Origin of the sequence: Blautia sp. 1001283B150304_161114_C9, from assembly GCF_015668165.1 — a bacterium.
Classification (GTDB): Bacteria; Bacillota; Clostridia; order Lachnospirales; family Lachnospiraceae; genus Blautia_A; species Blautia_A wexlerae.
In genome coordinates this window covers 1-19,037 of sequence record NZ_JADPGO010000026.1, presented here as the reverse complement: position 1 = coordinate 19,037, position 19,037 = coordinate 1, and the positions used below count along the sequence as shown (strand labels likewise).

17 protein-coding genes and 1 tRNA gene are annotated in these 19,037 nt (G+C 40.5%); 6 read left to right on the top strand and 12 right to left on the bottom strand.

Annotated features, from left to right (window positions below):
* Positions 1 to 188: 188 nt before the first annotated feature.
* Positions 189 to 1,244, top strand: coding sequence for a LacI family DNA-binding transcriptional regulator (locus I4V44_RS12890; RefSeq protein ID WP_118408800.1), 1,056 nt, complete (start codon positions 189 to 191; stop codon positions 1,242 to 1,244).
* Positions 1,245 to 1,404: 160 nt separating this feature from the next.
* On the opposite strand, the gene I4V44_RS12885 is transcribed toward I4V44_RS12890, so the two are convergent.
* The 7 genes from I4V44_RS12885 to I4V44_RS12855 form a co-directional block, all read right to left on the bottom strand.
* Positions 1,405 to 3,069, bottom strand: coding sequence for an alpha-glucosidase (locus I4V44_RS12885; protein WP_008705741.1), 1,665 nt, complete (start codon positions 3,067 to 3,069; stop codon positions 1,405 to 1,407).
* Between the two features lie 236 nt (positions 3,070 to 3,305).
* The gene (locus I4V44_RS12880; RefSeq protein WP_196002816.1) at positions 3,306 to 4,244 is read right to left on the bottom strand and encodes an AraC family transcriptional regulator; all 939 of its coding nucleotides are present in this window, start codon (positions 4,242 to 4,244) and stop codon (positions 3,306 to 3,308) included.
* Between the two features lie 87 nt (positions 4,245 to 4,331).
* On the bottom strand, positions 4,332 to 5,453 hold the full coding sequence (locus I4V44_RS12875; RefSeq protein WP_227194681.1) for an ABC transporter substrate-binding protein: 1,122 nt from the start codon (positions 5,451 to 5,453) through the stop codon (positions 4,332 to 4,334).
* A 144-nt stretch (positions 5,454 to 5,597) separates the two neighbouring features.
* The gene (locus tag I4V44_RS12870) at positions 5,598 to 6,707 is read right to left on the bottom strand and encodes a glycoside hydrolase family 172 protein (protein WP_008705745.1); all 1,110 of its coding nucleotides are present in this window, start codon (positions 6,705 to 6,707) and stop codon (positions 5,598 to 5,600) included.
* Positions 6,708 to 6,742: 35 nt separating this feature from the next.
* Positions 6,743 to 7,600, bottom strand: coding sequence for a carbohydrate ABC transporter permease (locus tag I4V44_RS12865; protein ID WP_008705746.1), 858 nt, complete (start codon positions 7,598 to 7,600; stop codon positions 6,743 to 6,745).
* A 13-nt stretch (positions 7,601 to 7,613) separates the two neighbouring features.
* Positions 7,614 to 8,510, bottom strand: a complete 897-nt coding sequence (locus I4V44_RS12860) for a carbohydrate ABC transporter permease (protein ID WP_008705747.1) — start codon at positions 8,508 to 8,510, stop codon at positions 7,614 to 7,616.
* 105 nt (positions 8,511 to 8,615) lie between these two features.
* Positions 8,616 to 9,851: an ABC transporter substrate-binding protein gene (locus I4V44_RS12855; RefSeq protein WP_020993404.1), complete on the bottom strand. Its 1,236-nt coding sequence runs from the start codon at positions 9,849 to 9,851 to the stop codon at positions 8,616 to 8,618.
* 273 nt (positions 9,852 to 10,124) lie between these two features.
* On the opposite strand from I4V44_RS12855, the gene I4V44_RS12850 reads away from it, so the two are divergent.
* The 3 genes from I4V44_RS12850 to I4V44_RS12840 all read left to right on the top strand — a co-directional run bounded on the left by I4V44_RS12850 (position 10,125) and on the right by I4V44_RS12840 (position 14,535).
* Positions 10,125 to 11,969: a sensor histidine kinase gene (locus I4V44_RS12850; protein WP_020993405.1), complete on the top strand. Its 1,845-nt coding sequence runs from the start codon at positions 10,125 to 10,127 to the stop codon at positions 11,967 to 11,969.
* Entirely contained in the window at positions 11,944 to 13,548 is a 1,605-nt protein-coding gene (locus I4V44_RS12845; RefSeq protein WP_025581244.1) for an AraC family transcriptional regulator, read from the top strand. The genes I4V44_RS12850 and I4V44_RS12845 overlap by 26 nt, the downstream gene beginning before the upstream one ends.
* 180 nt (positions 13,549 to 13,728) lie before the next feature.
* A complete protein-coding gene (locus I4V44_RS12840; protein ID WP_196002815.1) occupies positions 13,729 to 14,535 on the top strand; it encodes a sirohydrochlorin cobaltochelatase in 807 nt (268 codons plus the stop codon).
* Positions 14,536 to 14,711: 176 nt separating this feature from the next.
* Here the strand turns inward: I4V44_RS12840 and I4V44_RS12835 are convergent, their stop codons facing one another.
* The 4 genes from I4V44_RS12835 to I4V44_RS12820 all read right to left on the bottom strand — a co-directional run bounded on the left by I4V44_RS12835 (position 14,712) and on the right by I4V44_RS12820 (position 16,993).
* Positions 14,712 to 15,221 (bottom strand): VanZ family protein, encoded by a 510-nt coding sequence (locus I4V44_RS12835; RefSeq protein WP_118408808.1) that lies wholly within the window; start codon positions 15,219 to 15,221, stop codon positions 14,712 to 14,714.
* Positions 15,218 to 15,700, bottom strand: coding sequence for a hypothetical protein (locus I4V44_RS12830; RefSeq protein WP_118408810.1), 483 nt, complete (start codon positions 15,698 to 15,700; stop codon positions 15,218 to 15,220). Before I4V44_RS12830 ends, I4V44_RS12835 begins: the two co-directional genes overlap by 4 nt.
* Before the next feature lie 97 nt (positions 15,701 to 15,797).
* The gene (locus tag I4V44_RS12825) at positions 15,798 to 15,947 is read right to left on the bottom strand and encodes a hypothetical protein (RefSeq protein WP_173681902.1); all 150 of its coding nucleotides are present in this window, start codon (positions 15,945 to 15,947) and stop codon (positions 15,798 to 15,800) included.
* Positions 15,948 to 16,069: 122 nt separating this feature from the next.
* Complete coding sequence (locus tag I4V44_RS12820; protein ID WP_008705758.1) at positions 16,070 to 16,993, bottom strand: alpha/beta fold hydrolase; 924 nt, start codon at positions 16,991 to 16,993, stop codon at positions 16,070 to 16,072.
* Between the two features lie 470 nt (positions 16,994 to 17,463).
* Here I4V44_RS12820 and I4V44_RS12815 point away from each other — a divergent pair, with 470 nt between their 5' ends.
* Together I4V44_RS12815 and I4V44_RS12810 are read left to right on the top strand one after the other, a co-directional pair.
* Complete coding sequence (locus I4V44_RS12815; protein ID WP_008705759.1) at positions 17,464 to 18,525, top strand: DUF5067 domain-containing protein; 1,062 nt, start codon at positions 17,464 to 17,466, stop codon at positions 18,523 to 18,525.
* A 196-nt stretch (positions 18,526 to 18,721) separates the two neighbouring features.
* Positions 18,722 to 18,931, top strand: coding sequence for a DUF378 domain-containing protein (locus I4V44_RS12810; protein WP_008705760.1), 210 nt, complete (start codon positions 18,722 to 18,724; stop codon positions 18,929 to 18,931).
* A 32-nt stretch (positions 18,932 to 18,963) separates the two neighbouring features.
* On the opposite strand, the gene I4V44_RS12805 is transcribed toward I4V44_RS12810, so the two are convergent.
* Positions 18,964 to 19,036 (bottom strand) — tRNA-Gly (locus I4V44_RS12805).
* Position 19,037 lies beyond the last annotated feature (1 nt).

The following is a 19,037-nucleotide window of genomic DNA, read 5'->3' as shown; positions in this document are numbered from 1 at the left end:
ATCAGATATTTTTTGACGACAGCCTTATATTTTGCATTTTTTAATTATTATTGCTCTCTCCCAAACGACTTATGAGCAACAGTTACAATTTTCTTTTATTTTATTCAAACTTTTTTGTGCAACACTTGCATTTTCATATCCCAATGTGATAATATATTTATATATTTTTGTATTGAGGTGAATCTCACATGATAACAATTAAAGAAATGGCAGAGATGCTTGGAATCAGTACCACCACAGTATCAAATGTCATTAATGGAAAAACCAGCGAAGTTTCTCAGAAAACTGCTGAGAAAGTTCAGAAACTTCTGGACGAATATGATTACGTCCCAAATATGAATGCAAAAAATCTCGCACAGAATCATTCCAGACTCATCGGAATTGTATTAAAAAGGAAAAAAGATAAATACGATAATATCTTCACAGATCCATTTCATGGCGAATTACTTGGATCTCTGGAAGCTGCTATTCGTGAACGTGGATATTATATGATGCTTTATACTTCTGAAGATATTGACGAAATCGTGCGCAATGTGGTGAGCTGGAACACCGAAGGACTGATCCTCATCGGTATGCTCCACGACGATTATCTCAAAATCAGAAGCAAATACAAAAAGCCTGCTGTCCTTATCGACAGTTACACTCCAAAAAATATTGCCAGATACGTTAATATCGGTCTTGACGATGAAGAGGGCGGATACCTGATGACAAAATATCTTCTTAACTGCGGTCACAGAAAAATTGCCTTTCTTGCCGACAATATGGAAGGTGTAGACTATATCCGATACACCGGACATCAGCGGGCACTTCAGGAATACGGACTGGATATTGATCTGGATAATCTGATTGTGATCCGCCCTTCCAAATATGAACGTCAGGGAAGTATGGAGGAGATTTATGCAGTCGCACACAAGTTCACTGCCTTTATGTGTTGTTCCGATTATTACGCAGTTACCCTGATGAAATATCTCAAAGCCAAAGGGATCCGCTTTCCGGAAGATCTCTCCATCACCGGATTTGATGATAATCTGTATGCGCAGCTTGCTTGTCCTTCACTCACCACTATTCATCAGGATATCTTTTCGCGCGGAACCATTGCCGCAGAATATCTGTTCAAAATGATCGATGGCTGGAATCCAAAAACAACGAATCTTTCTCTTCCGGTCAGACTTGTAGTACGCGACAGCGTAAAGATTCTGAATCCCCCTGAAGATGATTCCTCCGATGACAGTTCAGCTTTATAAGGCACTCAGGGATATCTGTCGCGGGATTTCACGCTCTGATGAGCCGGGAGCAATACGCATTATTTATGAGGATTGCTATAGAAGATTGCTATAATTCATGGATACAAAAAGAACGAAAATCCAAGTACTCATACCTGGATTTCCGTTCTTTTTTCTTCTGCTACATCTCAATAACAAGGAACTGATAACCCTGCAGTTCAATCTTATTTCCATCCATAGCTACATTGTCATAGTTATTGATCAGAACCTTCCTGCACTCTCCTGCAAGTTCAATGGTCTGTGGCTCTTTCTGGTAATTACCAACTACAAGAAGAGTCTTATCCCCTTTACGATAGTATGCCATCAGATTATGTACATCTTCCCATACAGGTTCCAGTTCTCCGTAAACAACAGTCTCTTTGTATTCCGGATTCTTACGCAGTGCGATAAGTTTCTTATAGAAACTTCTCACAGATTCCGGATCATTCATCTGGCTCTCTGCATTGATCTTTGTATAATTCGCATTAACCTTCAGCCATGGTTTACCTGTTGTAAATCCTGCATTCTCACCATCTGTCCACTGCATCGGTGTTCTGGCATTATCGCGGCTGAATCTGGAAACAGCTTTCAGTGCTTCCTCAGGTGTACATCCTGCTTCCAGAGCTACCTTGTACTCATCCAGACTGGAAATATCATCTACCTGATCAATAGATTCAAACTTCACATTCTCCATACCAAGTTCCTGTCCCTGGTAGATAAACGGAAGTCCGCGAAGCATAAAGTTCAGACCGCCAAGCATCTTCTTACTTGCGTCACAGCAGTCACCTTCCGGGATATATCTGCTGACACCACGAGGCTCGTCATGATTTTCAATAATATTGGAAACAAATCCGATATCGCCAATTTTTCTCTGTGTTGTAAAGCAACATTTCTTGTAGGCATCCGGAGTAATCTGTTTGCAGTCATACCATCCCTTGTCAGATGCCCCCCAGATAGTCTCTTCGAAGTCAAACATACTGGAGAAATATCCATTATCGCCGATGAAATCCGGAATCTCTTCATCCTTCTCATCGAAAACTTCACCGACAGAGAATGCATCGTATTTCTTAAAGGTGCGGTCTCTCATCTCGCCAAGGAAGTCACCGATTCCCTTTGCTTCTTTCAGCATCTTCCTGATACTGCAAAGACCGTCTTCACGATCCGGCTCATAGTCATGCATCGGAAGTGCTTTCTTGATATTGATAATCGCATCAATACGGAATCCACCAAGACCTTTATCCAGCCACCAGTTGATATTCTTATAAACTTCTTCCCTTACTTCCGGGTTCTCCCAGTTCAGATCGGGCTGTTTCTTATGGAAAACATGCAGATACTGTTTATTTGTTCCGGGAAGATCTTCCCATACAGGTCCGCCGAAATAAGAACGCCAGTTAGTTGGAAGTTCTCCTTCTTTCTTGTCACGCAGATAGAAGAAATTACCATATTTACCATCCGGATCCTCACATGCTTTTTTAAACCATTCATGTTCATCAGAACAATGGTTTACAACAAGATCCATCAGAATGTACATATCTCTCTTCTTAGCCTCAGCAATCAGTTCATCCATATCTGCCATGGTTCCGAAGCGAGGATCAATATCATAATAATCTGAAATATCATATCCCTGATCAGCTAACGGAGAGCGGTAGCAGGGGGAAAGCCAGATAATATCAACTCCCAGATCTTTCAGATAATCAAGCTTCTCAATAACACCTCTCAGATCTCCAATTCCGTCTCCATTGGTATCATAAAAACTCTTCGGGTAAATCTGATAAGCAACTTTTTCATTCCACCATTTCTTTACCATTGTAAAAATCCTCCTGTGTTTTTATAGAATTCTTATAAATCCTGTTTTTCATTTTCTCATCCCTGCCTGTTGCTTTTCACACCTCCACAGGGAACTTATCTGATTCGGTTAAACACGATTATAGCTGTTTTCTCTGTGTCTGTCTTATCCTATTTTGATATAAAAATACGATATTTTGACTTTTAGCGTTAATGTTCACTCCGTTCTCAGTAACGTGGTGTATGAACAGTAACCTTTTAGTTCTGTATTTCCTGCAATGAATGTCTGCGGTACTGCAACGGCGTTGTTGACGTATATTTTCTGAACTCTCTCAGAAAATTTCCCAGATTATTATATCCGCATTCCAGACAGATTTCCGTAACTGTAAGGTCAGACTCCTTCAGATAATGAATAGCCTTTTTTATCCTGTACTCATTCACATATTCCATAGGCGAACGCCCGATCACCTTCTTGAAAAATCTGCAGAAATATTGCTCATTCATCCCGATCAGTCCTGCAAGGTCACGTATATAAATTTTCTCTTTATAGTTCTCCTGTATGTAAGTCAGTGTTGTCTTGATCGTCTCAATTCTGTGGTCATGATTCTTCTCCGTTATCTCAAACAGATTATTCGCAGACAGAACTGCCAGAATCCGAAGCAGCGCTGATTTGATAAACAACTGTCGGGTGATATCATCCGTAACCGCCTCGCCGTCATAATAATTCTCCCGAAAAGAATCTCCGCCAAATACATTACGGATTTCTTCATAAGATTTTCTTACCAGTTCAAATGCCGGTTCATTCTTTCGCAGACATCTCGGAAACTGGATACTGCCATTTTGTACCGGCTGGATCAGATTGGTCTGAATCTGATTCAAAGCATATGCAGAGCTTAGCATATCCATATGAAAAACCACCGCATTTTCCACACAGCCGCCGTTTTTTTCAACAGAAATACTGTGAAGTTCCCCGGGATTAATAAAATAAAAACATTCCTCTGAAATGTTGAAACGTTCCATATTTACTTCCAGACAGAACTCTCCACCCGAAAAATAAAGCAGTTCTACTTCTTCATGCCAGTGGTGTTTCACCATATTCCCTTTTATCCTTGTTCCTGTCTGATAGAACGCACAGGGAAAGTCCTGTGTACCATGGACGCGTATTTCCTTTAAAGTTGATGGCTGTTGATTCTGCATGAAGCTGCCTCCTGTTGTCATTGTTATTGTTATTATAAATCCGGCATCAAAAATCCGCAACTAAAAAGGACATCCGAAGATGCCTTTTTAATAGTAAGTATTTATACAATTTTGTGCCTGCTCAAAGAAACTGTCCTCTTCACATTGCCCAAGAACATATCCCTGAAACAGTTTTCCCATATCTGAGACAGCACCCATGGAATTTTCACATAACGGACGTGCATTCAATGTATATTCCCGGAGATATTTCCGTATCATATCTATTCCTTCCAGATCAATATCCTCATTTTCGATCACATCCACTCTGGCAGGATAACTTTTCATTATTTTTGCATATTCAGTACTGCCTTCATAACCGGCTGCATACTGAAGAAATCTGACAGCTGCATCTTTATTTTCTGAAGCATTGTTCAAAACATACTGCCAGGTTGCAATATTAGTGGCTTTTTTCTTATGAAGCACGGGAAGCGGTGCCATATGTATTTTATTTTTCCCATATACATCAGCATCAAGAAATGTACCCAGAGCACTCGTATACATAAAAACACATCCATATTTTCCCCTGATAAATTTCTCTTCCATCTGCTCATACTGATCTACAAACTGTGCAGGCGATGTATTTTTCTCATCCAGCATACTTTTCATATATCTGGCTGCATCTTTGGTTTTCGGATCAGTCCAGTCGAAATAATCGCCACCCCAGAAATTCACAAATTGCGAAAGACTGTTATAAACATGTGTATTTTCCCATGCATCTCCATAAGCGTACTGATCCGGATTTTTCAAACTCTTCTGCAGAATATCAAAATCACCGGTATTCTTTATCTCATCGAGTCCTGCCTGTTTCAGCAACTCCTGATTTACCCAGAACATCATAATATCCATCTGAAAAGGGACAGAATATATATGTCCATTCTCTTCACAAATGCTTTCCAGATACTTCTGCGGAAAGCTGTCTCTTACTTCTTCTGTCATAACGTTTTTTTCCAGTGGTTCCAGATATCCCTTATGCTTAAACTCAGAAATCATCTCATCATTCACGGAAATCAAATCAATATTTTTGTCCCCCGAAGCCAGGATCGTGGATATTTTTGCCTGCCGATTATCCGCATTGGACGGACATTTTTCCACAGTGATTTCCATATCAAGTTTTTTTTCTGTTTCCTCGATAAAATCCTGAAATCTTTTATTATCTGCATCAATATGCATGATTGTCAGCTTTTGTTTGTCTTCGTGAAACGACGATGAGGGGAGCTTAGATAAGCTCCCCGTATCTCCACATCCTGTAATAAGCAAACATACTGCAGTTATGAAAATTACAACACTTTTTTTCAAGCATTTCACCTCTGTTTTTTATCTTGGCCATCTGTCCTCTTTTGACATCAATGGTGCAAACGGTGCATGTGGGTGTGTCTGATACCAGTAAGCCACGCTTGCCACATCATCCTGACGTTCAAATAATCCTCTGTAACCTACTCCAATCTGCTGAATGGTCACACGCAGATCCTCATCAAAACAAATCGGATCCTGAATATGCCAGCGATAGAAACCTCTCATCGGCGGACAGTCATCATTATGATAGAAATTATGGATCAGCTCATCATGAGCAGAATAGTATGGGTAGCCCAGATATGGTGTATTATAATTTTGTTCCACAGTCTTTCCGTCCACCTGCTTTGCAAAACTCCAGGAGCCTCCAAAATAATCTTCTGTTCCGGTTCCGCAGATTGTGGGATATTCATCATCACCGTCAATATAGAATTTCATTTCACCTTCGCCCCACCAGTAACGTTCCAGTGTGGTAAGTGCAATATAAGTTCCTACATAATGACCTTTTCCTTTTACTCCGTCAAGGATTGTATAATCTTTCTGCTTCTCTGTCAGTCGCTCTCGCCTCCACTGTGCATGGAAATAAGTAATATCATCCGGAAGCTCATCATACAGACAGTAATCTACCTGATAGAAAAATGCCGGAATTTTATTTGCATGCTGATTTTCCAGAGTAATTTTTGCTTTTTTCTTAAACGGCATCGGGAAGTAACAGTTAAATCCTCTGCTTGGCACCACTGCCATTGGGACAGAATTTACAATACACTCTCTTCCAAAACCACAGCAAAAGAAATCTCCGAGAGGACTTTCCACAGATGGTGTTTCCTCATCATCCCAGTACATACGGATGACCAGATCTCTCAATACAAAACAATCTGCATCGGTTGTCTTATTATCCACTGTGATCCAGATATGATTGATCTCACCAGGACCTTCCATCTCTGCAAGAGTTACAGTTGCACCTGGCTCAATATCATTCAGGCAGGGACTTCCTTTTCTGGACGGTCCCAGATGGCTCGCTGCCATTCCACCTTTACCTTTTTCTCCATGTGGATTCTCTGCATTGATTGCACGGCTTCTTCCATGTTTTGCCAGAGCAATTCCACCAAGTCCACCTTTAAATGACTGATACATAATGTTTTCCTCCAATATTCTTAGCATTCAGATAATCAGGCTTTTACTCCTCCTGCCATTATACCATCCATGATCTGTTTTTCAAAGACTGCAACAAAAATAATAATCGGTAAAAGAATAATCCATCCCATTGCACTTACCAGATCCCACGGAACTCCATACATGTTGTCACGCAGTGGAAGCTGTACAATGGAAACGGAAAGAACCTGAATACCATTTGAATAAAACAACGGTGTGAAGAAGTTATTCAGGCAGGTAATAAAGTTGATAATACATACAGTTGCGATTGCAGGTTTCATAAGAGGCAATACGATTGTAAAAAGTCTCTGTGAAAAAGTTGCACCGTCAATCGCTGCTGCCTCTTCCAGTGAAATAGGGATTTCCCCCACAAAGTTTCTCAGAATCAGAACCGTAAATGGGATAACAGTACTGATATAAAGCAAAATCAGTCCGGGATATGTATCATATAATTTTACTTTCTGCATGAACTCATATAATGGTCTTGCTGTAACAACTTCAGGAATTAACATAGTTGCAATAATAAATGCAAAAGCAATATTGATTCCTTTTGTAGTGAAACGTGAGAATCCGTATGCAGCCATTGCACAGAGTACAGTACTGATAACCAGTGTAAGACCTACGATCAATACTGTATTTCCCACTTTTGATAAAAGTCCTACGTTCTCGATCAGAAACTTATAGCTTTCCAGTGTCGGATGATCCGGCAGATAATCAATCGGTGTTTTGAATAATTCTCCGGAAGGTGTAATAGAGGAAATAAAAATCCAGTATACCGGAAACAGGATAATAAATGAGACAATTGCAAACAGTACCCATCTTCCACCTGCCATTACACCATGATATATGTTATATTTTCTTGAATCTTTTTTCATGGTATTTCCTCCTTTAGTTATCAATCTTGTTCATAACACGTATATTCAGCCAGCTGAATACTGCCATTACAACAAACAGTAACATTGCCAGTGCAGATGCATAACCGACATTCAGATTTGTAAACGCCTCTGTCGTGATTCTGTATGCGATCAGTGCCGTATCTTCTCCAGGACCACCTGAAGTCATAGAATATACAATATCAAAGGTTGTCAGTCTCCATAAAGTAAATGGAATAGATAAAGTCAGTACATTTTTCAGTATCAACGGTAATGTAATTCTGAAGAAACACTGGATTCCATTTGCACCGTCTACTTTTGCGGCTTCATAGATATCACCCGAAATAAACTGCAGACCGGATAATACAAGAATCGCAAAGAACGGAAGATCTTTCCACAGATCCACGGCAATTACAGCAGCTCTTGCAGATCCTGTATTGATCAGCCAGCTATTCTGGTATCCATGGACAAACAATCTGATAAAGTCATTGATCAGACCATAATCATTATTAAATGCCCATTTTGCAGCCATACCTACAACAACTGCCGGCATTGCCCAGGGAATCAGTACAATCGTACGAAGAAAACGACGTCCCTTAAATTTCATATTTAATATCAGAGCAAGACCTACGCCTAATATTACATGGAATATCATTGATACTACTACAAAAATCACTGTAAAACGTATAGATGTAAGCACTTTGGGATCTGAAAAAATTTTCAGGTAATTCTGAATTCCACAGAATTCATTAATTCCGGACAGAATTTTAATATCAAAAAAACTATTTCTAACTGTCATTAAAATCGGATACAAAGTCGTAAATCCACGAATAATAACCACAGGTAACACCAACAGCCACGGAATCCATTTCATTGATTTTTTACTGATTGTCACAGGTACTCCCTCCTTCATATCTTTAAGCACAGGTATAAAGCAGATTTTTCTGCTTTATACCTTCATTTATTATGTCAGTTTTTATGTGTCAGTATTTCAAAAGACTTTAAACGAATACCGTTTTTACTGATATGTATCAACGACTTCCTGTGCTTTTTTACAGAACTCATCTACTGTGATCTCATCTTTCATGCAGGACTGGAAGATAGTTCCCATATCACTGATGAACTCCATTGTCTGTGCTACCAGCGGACGTCCCTGTACGTTGCACTCTTCTGCATACTGGCTGTACATTTCTTTTGCAGGATCAGTATCCGGAACAACTTTTTCTGCAACATCCTTTCTTGCAGGATATCTGTCAAATGCTTTATAGGATGCTTCCATTCCACCTTCATCTGCCATATACTGCAGGAATTTAATGGCTGCATCTTTGTTTTTGGATGCACTGTTCAGCACATAGTTCCAGGAATCTGTAAAGATTGCTCGCTCTCCATTGCCGCTGAAATCAGGTACCATTGCCATGTGGATCTTGTCAGCTCCCAGCATATCTGCCTTTGCATAATCCGTACCTAAGCCCCACATAAACCAGCATCCGTATTTGCCATCATTGATTTTTGGATTCATCTGATCATATTTATCTGCGATCTGATCAACAGGTGTTTCTTTGTTGGCAACCAGATCATGAAGGAACTGAATTGCTTCTTTATTTTCTTCTTTTGTCCAGTCGAAGTAGTCACCGCCAAACATATTTACAAACTGTGCAATTTCATTAGATGCATATGTCTTTTCCCAGGAACCGCCGTATCCGAAACGTCCATCTTTTGAAACTGCTTCCATGTATTTCATGAAATCTTCTTTTGTATCAATGGATTCGATTCCCACCTCATCCATAATTTCCTGATTTACCCAAAATGCAAGATATCCTGTATATCCCGGAACTCCTACAATATTTCCATCCTTATCTGTGATCATATCCTGAATATACCCCTGCGCAAACTGATCAATGATATCATCTGTCATAACCGTGTCATTCAGACCTTCCAGCCATCCGGAATTCTTGAATGCAGCACTCATTTCATCGTTGATTTCGACAATGTCTACGGAAGAATCTCCTGTAGAAAGAATCGTTGTAATCTTCTGCTGACGTGTGTCTGTATCTGTCGGAGCTGCAATAACATTGATATTTAAACCCGTTGCCTCCTCTACATTTGCAAGCCAGTCATCAAAATCCGGGTCAGTAGTGTTAACGCTGTATAAAGTAAGATCATATTTCTCCTCTGCTGATACACTTACAACATTCCCCATCATTCCTGCCACCATTGTTGCAGCTAAAACTGCACTTAACACTTTTTTCCTCATATTCTCTCCTTTTCCGAACAGTTCTCTCGCATCAACTGTTCTGTGTTATTTGGTAATTAAAGAATAACAAAAACACTCTTTTTACTAAATACAATTTCTTTTGATTGATTTATATTATTTTTCGTTCTATTGTTTTTTTCATTCTGATTTTTTATAATACAGATAGCAGATGAACACTGTGTTGCATCTTTACAGAATTGCTGTATAATATGGCAATCTTCAAAAAGATACCTGATAAAATCAAACCTATTCATATAAGGAGTATTATGTGTAATGAAACTCAACTTGAAAAAAATAAATTATCATAAATGGATTCCTTCCAGATTTTCCTCATTTCAGGCAAAACTCCTGATTGCCTTTCTGGTTGCAACCCTGCTTCCTCTGACACTTGTTGCACTGGTCAGTTACCATGTTTCCTATAATCTTGCCAGAGACCGAATCACAAACTCTGCATTGATGTCTGATGAACAGCTTATTTTTCAGCTTAACAGCCGTCTGAACCAGACCGAAAACGTTGCTGACACCATCCAGTATCAGATGTACGCTTTTGAACACTCTTCCCCAGATCAGGTTGGCACCATGCAGGCATTAACATCCATGAGAAGCAATATTTCATTATATAAATCTACATTTGATTTCTTTCATATATATGTTTTTTTAAAACCGGAACAAACCGGAGCTGATGAGGGTATATATTTCTTTTCCACAGATAAACTTTTCAATTATGGAATCAGCGAATCTGAATTACATTCCATAGGTTCTTCTTCCCTGTGGCTGTTAAAGAAAAATACCACCTTACCCAGAGTTATATCTGCTTCCAAAAGAAGCGCAAATACACTGCTGTGTTTTCGTGCTCTTCAGGACAAATCCAGCAATGTTCTCGAATATGCTTATTGTATTGCACTTGACTGCGATGAATTTTCCCGGTATCTTCAGACTTCTGCTTCTGATACCGCAATTTCCAGTTACATTCTGACACCACAGGGACAAATTGCAGCTCACAGTGATTCTTCCCGTAATCAGACCTGGATTTCAGATTCAATAAAACAGATGTTTCTGGAAAATACCAATTCCTTCTTTAAAGACAATGACATCTACTATAACTGCCGCACTCTGGATAACGGTTGGCTGCATATTACGGAAATCCCGGAAAACTATATCAAAAGCAATACACAGGTACTGATCAAAACACTGTTGATCACTGTAATTATTTCTCTGCCGCTGACTATTTTTATTGTAATCCTTTTTTCCAGGAAACTGACAAGCAGAATTGCCGCACTGTCCTATGCCATGGAATCCTTTCATCTCGGACATGATCCGGAGCACCTTTCCATCATCACACTCCCGCATCCGGCCGATGCTTCCAATTATGATGAAATAGACAATCTGGGGATTACCTTTGAAGATATGCAGCACACAATTGCCCAGAATCTGAAATCAATTGTCAGTCTCTCCATTAATGAAGAACGGCTGAAATATCAGTTATTACAATCACAGATCAATCCACATTTTCTCTACAATATCCTTGGAACCATCCGAACCTGCCAGGCACTTGGCAAATTGGATATTGCAGATCAGATGCTGACAAATCTGACTGCCTTTTACCGACTGACGCTGAGAAAATCAAAAGAACTGATACCGATCAAAGACGAACTGGAAATTGCCCGCCTGTATCTGGAAATGGAGAAACTCTGCCATAAAGATAATCTTAACTGGGAGATCAATGCCGAAGACGGAATAGAAAATTTCACGATCTGCAAATTTACATTACAGCCATTCCTGGAGAATTCTATCCTGCACGGTCTTTCAGCCGATACACCTGAAGTTTTTATTTCCATTCAGGTACTCTACGGTGATGATACCGTAGTGATATCCATTGAAGACAATGGAGCCGGAATGTCTCCGGAGACACTGGAACAGCTCCGATATGCCATAGACAACAAAGTCATAAATTACGAAAAACATTTTGGAATTTCAAATGTAAGCGCCCGCATTTCCAATCCTTTGTACGGTAACGGCTCTGTGCGTATTGACAGCCATCCCGGAAACGGTACCTATGTCACAATTGAATTTCAACAAATGGAGGATACAGATGAGGAAAATAATGATTGTAGATGACAATTATCTGTCAGCAGAAGGAATTGAAAAGAACATAGACTGGGAAGTTCTGAACGCAGAAATCGTACATATCTGCTACAACGGAACCTCTGCGATAGACGCTATGAAAAAAGAACCTGTAGATTTGATCATCTCAGATATTGAAATGCCGGATCTGGACGGAATTTCAATGAGCAGGCAAGCACTGGATATTAATCCAATGGTAAAAATCATACTGATCAGTGCCTATGATAAATTTGAATATGCAAGACGCGCTCTGCTTCTTGGTGCATTGGATTATATTGAAAAACCTCTGGATTACGCATATCTGATCCAGAAAGTAAAAAATGCTTTTGCCCTGATGGAACGTGAGCAGAAAAATCTGCAGTTGCTTAAACAGAGCAGGCCTTTGCTTATCGAAAAATTTTTCCGTGATATCACTCACCGTTCCAGGCAGGAGGCTTCCTATCGTCTCAAACCTTATCTGAACTACCTGAACCTTAAACTGGATTATGATTTTTATAACGTAGTGATTCTTGAACTGGAAAATGCACAGTCTCTCAGGGATTCCTATGGCATTGAGAAATTTCAGATGGAACTGCTGAATCTTCGTGATCTGATCACAGAACAAACCTCAGAATTAAATTATATTTATCCCCTGCAGGATATTGATGGTTATCTGTGTGTGATCGGACAAAGCGGCTGCCAGTCCGGAAATTTTCGCCAGCTTACCTATAAAATCATTTCTGCACTTGTAGATAACTGCAATTCACAGGGACTGGTTCTGAATGCCGGAATCGGTGCCATTGTACAGGATCTGTGGGATCTGAACCGTTCTTATGAAAGTGCAGTTCATGCACTGGATTATCGTTTCTTTTTCCCACACCAGAACGTATTTGACGGACGTGAGGCTCTTGGACATGACTTATCTGCCACTGATTTCTCCGATTCCAGAGAGGAGGAATTAATCCGCCTTCTGTGTAAAAAGGATGTTTCTGCAATTGACTCCTGGTTTCAGGATTTCTCCAGATGGCTTACTGAGAACTTCCGCACCAAAAGTTTCGCATTTATCCAGATCTACTCTCTGCTTGGAAGGATTCTGAAGTTTTTCTATGAACTAAACCTGGATACCCATGATCTGGAAGCAAAGATCCTGTATGTATACAATCATCTGGAAGAATTTCATACCACAGAAGAACTCTGCGGCTGGCTCAACGAACTCTGCCGCCTTCTCTGCCGGAAACTGGATTCTTCTCTGAATGATTATCACCAGAAATTATGCGAATCTGTAACTTCATATATTGACGAAAACTATGCCAGCAATACTCTGTGCCTGAACGATATCGCCAGCGAAGCCAATGTCAGCCCGGCTTATCTGAGTGCCCTCTTTAAAAAGAAACAGGGCGTGAGTATTAGTGACTATATCACTACTCAGCGAATCAACGCCGCCTGCCGTTATCTTACAGCCACAAACATGACTCTGAAGGAAATCAGTATGAAATGCGGTTACGCCAATCAATATTATTTCAGCACAAGCTTCAAGAAAAAAATGAATGTCACTCCATCTGCATACAGAGATACTCAGACGTCAAAATCTTAGCTTTTACTTGTGTTTCCCTATAACTCCCTGTATAATAAAAAACAATGTCTATTATCATGACATCTTTTTTATATGAGTGCGCAGTCAATTACCTTTTACCGCCACTACATCTGTTTTGCGGAAAACCTGTCAGTGGCAGTTGTGGTAAATGCCAATATACTTATTATAAGGAGATTTAAAATGGGGGTAACTGAAAAAACAGCAATTCTTGTTATCAGCTTCGGTACAAGTTATGAAGAAACACGAAAAAAAACAATTGAACAGATTGAATCTGACCTGCATCATGCATTTGGGGAATATCCGTTATACCGTGCATGGACAAGTCCCCGTATACGCGCCAAACTCTGGAAGCGGGACGGAATACACATCATGGATATTGATGAGGCAATGACACAGTTGAAAGCGGACGGAATTCGAAATGTAATTGTACAGCCAACCTATGTGATCACCGGATTTGAGAGTGACGCTATGAAAAAAAAGGTTCTTGCACATAAAAAGGATTTTGATTCTGTCATTATCTGTGATTCTCTGATGGTTACAAAGCAGGACAAAGAAGAGGTCTGTCAGGCTATGGCACAGGAATATCACCCTGATTCTGATGAAATTCTCTTATTTATGGGACATGGAACAGAGCATGTTGCCAATGAACTTTATCCTGAGATGGACGAACTGTTTAAGCATTTCGGCTATTCCAATATGCATATGGGAACGGTTGAAGGGGATTTCTCCATTGAAAGCTTTCTGGATAAATTAAAAAATCTGCATCCGGCTCATGTTCATCTGGCACCTTTTATGATCGTCGCAGGTGATCATGCTACCAATGATATGTCCGGAGAGGACGATGATTCCTGGAAAAGCATTCTGGAAAAAGAGGGATATTCTGTCAAATGTACTCTGAAAGGTCTTGGCGAGATCCAGGCGGTCAGAGATATTTTTATCCGCCATACCAAAGCCGGACTGGACAGACTTTCAGAAATCCAGGCTTAAACGCAGCAGGAAATCAAGTGTACATTCAAGTCAAAAATTACTGTTCACAACAACACACTTCGCAGGATATTACCAGTGAACCAATGTCAAAAGGAGCATACCACATTAAGTTCTTATTAATGTGGCAGCTCCTTTTTGTCTTTCCGTTTTTTTGAATATGTATTTTTCCTGATTATTTAATGACTTCTTTTTTTCTTCTTTTTATTAGGATTATTCAGTACAGACCAGCAGAATGCCTGAACAAGAAGTATTCCGATAAACGCCCCTATACTGTCGATTCCCACATCCTTTACCGCCGGTGTACGAGCATCCACAAAAGACTGATGATACTCATCCAGCCCTGCAAATCCCACACAGACAATTCCCGCAAGAAGCATCAGCCAGATTCCTCTCACACCATAGACATATAAAGGAAAAGAAATAGCGATAGCCAGCAGAAAATACTCTGTCATATGTGCCGCTTTTCTCACATAGTAGTGAATTCCATCTGCCTTATAGGCAATCTCTTCACTGCTCAGATTCTCTGACAAAAGCTCGCTCTTCGTTTCTATGATCTCATAACTTATTTTATAGCTCAGATTACCTGAAATTTCACCCGGCTGGGCTGAAAATGAAAAGATGATATACATCATCAGCAGTGCCGGTAAAAAAGACAACGGTTTCAGCAATGTGATCAATATTTTCATTCTTTCTCGTTTTCCCCGTCTTCCTCTTCGTCTTCCAGATTCTTAACCATATTAGCCCTTTCAGCAATGCTCATTGATCTGTTCTGCCCGGATGCATCCTCTTTCTTCAGTTCTCCGCCTGCGGCAGCTTCCATTGCCGCATTCTTCGCTGCTTTTGCTTTCTTGATCTTCTCTTCTGAGAGCATATTTTTAATGCCGAAAAACAGCAGACCAGCACCAATAGCTGCAAATGCAATTCCGGCAAGCATAAATCCCATACTTGTTCCTTCTTCGCCTGTCACATATCCCTTACAGAGACTGTAACTTGTATACAACAGATACACTCCCGCCAGACTCCAGAGTATAAATCTTCCATTAGAGACTTTCTGTTCTTCTGTATCCGGCTCTTCTTCCCCGCTCTTTGCAATTTCCGGCGTATCTTCCTGCTGAATCGCTGCCGGGCTTTGTTCCAGCAGTTCTTCGTTTTCGTTTTTCTCCATAAAAACCTCCTCATATTTATAACTTTTATAACTGTTCAACACCTTAACAGATGAAACTATCTTATCATTTTTTCTTTCAAACGTAAAGTCTTATACCTTAACAGCGAGAAAGACTGCCGAATTGCTCCGACAGTCTCTCATTTTTTACAAGTTCTCCCTGTTCTGCCGCCGGATTTTTCTCCGTACAGCCTGCACAGCCAAGGCTGAAAACAAGTATCAGCAACAATATCATTTTGTTTTTTCCCAATATCCGGTTCCCCTCTCTTAAAATGGATTTTAATGGTTCTATAGCAATTCGCAGCCATCAAACAACAAATGGTTACAGATCGTTATAGTTTAACCGGATATCTCTCCATTTTATACATCCACTCAGAAACCTTTTTTTCTCATATAGACAGCAATATCATGATAAACCTGCTCCCTGCCGATCTCGTTGAGGATTTCATGACGCATTCCCGGATACAGTTTCCCCTTTACATCTTTATAACCGGCCCGTCGCATAGCCCGCACTGTCTTTGCAAAATGGCGCACATTGATCAGACAGGGATCCTCAGCCCCACTTACAAACAGTACCGGCATATCTGGATTTGTACAGGAAAAATGCTCCACATCATAGGCACGCTTCATCAGTTCAAATAATGCCAGATACGCATCGTCCGTAAAAGTGAAACCACACAATTCGGATTCCTCATATTCTTTCGCCACATCAGGATCAGAACAGATCCAAGCTGTACACCTCTTATCCTTTCGGAATTTCATTGCCCCTGCACCAAATGACATTGTTTCGATAAGTTTACTTCTGTGTCTCGGTCCAAAGACTGCTTTCTCTGTCTTTGCAATGGCAACTCCCAGAGGCATGGCAGTATTGTAGCTTGGAGAACCACACACGATCAGCATATCTACGCAGCTGTCATGTTCTGCCACAAATGCCCTCACTGCCAGCGAGCCCATACTGTGCCCCATCAGGATCAGCGGAAGTTCCGGATAGTATGCATGGATTTTCCTGTTCACTGTTCGGATATCCTGAAGCATCGCCTGTGCTCCCCCACCGTATGTAAAGCCGAGATCATCCTGATGTTTTACACTTTTTCCATGTCCTCTGTGATCATGAATCACCACCACATATCCAAGTTTTGCCAGATACTGCATAAACGGAATATATCTCTCTTTATGCTCACTCATTCCATGAACCAGCTGTACAACTGCACGATAAGGTTTCTTATCCGGTATCAGTGCCATGACCGAAATCTCAAGCCCGTCTGCTTCTGATTTAAAAGAACTCTCATACTTCATAGATCCACGCCTTCTTTCTGTATTTTCGCATATTATTCTTTATTTTATCCGCTCCGATGTTACTGTTCACTCCGTTCACAGTAACGTAGCCAAAATTCATTCCAGATTGCCTGCGGCAATGGAATTTTGGCTTGTATGTCTCGGGATTTTGGCATATTCATGCCAAAACACCTCACGGGACAGTGGTGTGTGAACAGTAACCACTCTGATTACTATAATTTTGATTATAAGTAAGACAATTGCCATTGTCAACGCATTCTGATATAATCAATTATATCGTTACTGTTACTCTGTTCTCAGTAACATCACATCTGCATGAATGTTATTGCAGATACAAAACCGAAACTTTTTAACATAATACGTTTCAGAGCAGTTATGCTCTAGAGTGTGTCTGAAAAAGGCTTTCTGCAAGATGTGACGCACATCTTGCGTAAAGCATTTTTCAAGCATACTCTAAGACAGGAGGCAATATGACAAAAGGTAATAAAAAAGGACATGCCGGGCTGATCATTTTCATTCTGATCCTGATTCTCGCCATTGGAGGAGGTACCGGCTTCTATTTCTATCAGCGACAGCAGCCACGAAAAGCAGTGGAACATTTTCTTGACAGCATGAAGAAAATGGACTTCGACACGATGGAATCCCTGATTCAGAGCAGTGATCTCACCGCACTGGACAATGCAGATATCCGAGATGCCGCATACACAGATTTCTTCTCAGAGATCAACAAAAAAATGACTTATAAAATCACGAAAAACAGATTTGATATTCAGAATGGTACAGCTTCTGTCACAGCACATATCACTTACATTGACGGAACTAATATTTATAAAGCAACTATCACTGAATTTCTCCGTCAGATCGTTTCCAACGCTTATGCCGGAAACAAGCTTACAGAAGAAGAGACACAGGCAAAACTTGCTTCTATTCTGAGTGAAAAGGCAAAAAAAGTGGAAAAAGATGTATTCTCCGAAACAGATATCACCTATCCGGTGATCAAAACAGATTCCGGATGGAAAATTGTTTCTCTGGATGATGAGACAGTAAAAATCATGTCAGCAAACTTCAAGAGTGTTGAAGAGGAAATAAACAACTCCCTCAACAATATGGATAACGAAGATTCCTCAGGTTCTTCTTCCAATGCACCGGAGGCATCTGCAGATGATACGCTTAATCTCACAACAGAAAAATTTACGATCAAATATACCAAACATACGATCACCAAAGACTTTGCCGGAAATCCATGTATTATGGTTTATTACGATTACACCAATAATTCTTCCTCTGCATCCAGTGCAATGGTTGATGTCAGCCTAAAAGCTTACCAGCATGGAGAATCCTGCGAGGCAGCGATTCCCGAGAATAATGACGATGCGATCGATCATTTTACAGCTGAGATTCAGCCCGGACAGACCGTTAATGTATGCCAGGCATTTACACTGACAGATGAGAGTGATGTAACGGTTCAGGCACAGGAGGCATTTTCCTTTGATGAGGATGCAACTGCCAGACAGATACTTAAAGTAAAATAATCCGATTGTCAGACAGAGTTCCTCAATTGAGGCAGAGAACTTATTTGATTCTGTTAAAATATGCACAGCGATTTAAAATTAATTTGAACCTGCTGTGCATATTTTTTGTCTTCCATGGAACAATATGAAATGTAATAGCTTTATGATTCCTGTCAGAGCTGTCTGCAGCCACAGGGAGACGAAAGGATGGTGACTTATGGGAAGTAAATGTTTAAGATATACGGCACTGACGATTTCCATCATCGGAGCTGTTAACTGGGGACTGATCGGTTTTTTCAATCTGAATCTGGTTGCTCTCCTTTTCGGAAGCATGAGCTGGATTTCCAGAATCATATATGGTCTGGTAGGAATCTGTGGACTCTGTCTTCTGACCTTCTACGGCGATTCAGACACTGAATCAGAATAAAAAAAGGACTTCGGATTCTCCGAAGTCCCAAGAGCGATAGACGGGGCTCGAACCCGCGGTCTCGACCTTGGCAAGGTCGCGCGTTACCAACTACGCCACTATCGCA

Bases quoted from the DNA above. Each gene is read 5' to 3' on its own strand.
- I4V44_RS12810 (WP_008705760.1), top strand. From the start codon at position 18,722: ATGGGAAGTAAATGTTTAAGATATACGGCACTGACGATTTCCATCATC.
- I4V44_RS12865 (WP_008705746.1), bottom strand. From the start codon at position 7,600: ATGAAAAAAGATTCAAGAAAATATAACATATATCATGGTGTAATGGCA.
- I4V44_RS12860 (WP_008705747.1), bottom strand. From the start codon at position 8,510: ATGAAGGAGGGAGTACCTGTGACAATCAGTAAAAAATCAATGAAATGG.
- I4V44_RS12815 (WP_008705759.1), top strand. From the start codon at position 17,464: ATGACAAAAGGTAATAAAAAAGGACATGCCGGGCTGATCATTTTCATT.
- I4V44_RS12850 (WP_020993405.1), top strand. From the start codon at position 10,125: ATGAAACTCAACTTGAAAAAAATAAATTATCATAAATGGATTCCTTCC.
- I4V44_RS12835 (WP_118408808.1), bottom strand. From the start codon at position 15,221: ATGAAAATATTGATCACATTGCTGAAACCGTTGTCTTTTTTACCGGCA.
- I4V44_RS12875 (WP_227194681.1), bottom strand. From the start codon at position 5,453: ATGCATATTGATGCAGATAATAAAAGATTTCAGGATTTTATCGAGGAA.
- I4V44_RS12880 (WP_196002816.1), bottom strand. From the start codon at position 4,244: ATGCAGAATCAACAGCCATCAACTTTAAAGGAAATACGCGTCCATGGT.
- I4V44_RS12855 (WP_020993404.1), bottom strand. From the start codon at position 9,851: ATGAGGAAAAAAGTGTTAAGTGCAGTTTTAGCTGCAACAATGGTGGCA.
- I4V44_RS12840 (WP_196002815.1), top strand. From the start codon at position 13,729: ATGGGGGTAACTGAAAAAACAGCAATTCTTGTTATCAGCTTCGGTACA.
- I4V44_RS12870 (WP_008705745.1), bottom strand. From the start codon at position 6,707: ATGTATCAGTCATTTAAAGGTGGACTTGGTGGAATTGCTCTGGCAAAA.
- I4V44_RS12830 (WP_118408810.1), bottom strand. From the start codon at position 15,700: ATGGAGAAAAACGAAAACGAAGAACTGCTGGAACAAAGCCCGGCAGCG.
- I4V44_RS12845 (WP_025581244.1), top strand. From the start codon at position 11,944: ATGAGGAAAATAATGATTGTAGATGACAATTATCTGTCAGCAGAAGGA.
- I4V44_RS12890 (WP_118408800.1), top strand. From the start codon at position 189: ATGATAACAATTAAAGAAATGGCAGAGATGCTTGGAATCAGTACCACC.
- I4V44_RS12885 (WP_008705741.1), bottom strand. From the start codon at position 3,069: ATGGTAAAGAAATGGTGGAATGAAAAAGTTGCTTATCAGATTTACCCG.
- I4V44_RS12820 (WP_008705758.1), bottom strand. From the start codon at position 16,993: ATGAAGTATGAGAGTTCTTTTAAATCAGAAGCAGACGGGCTTGAGATT.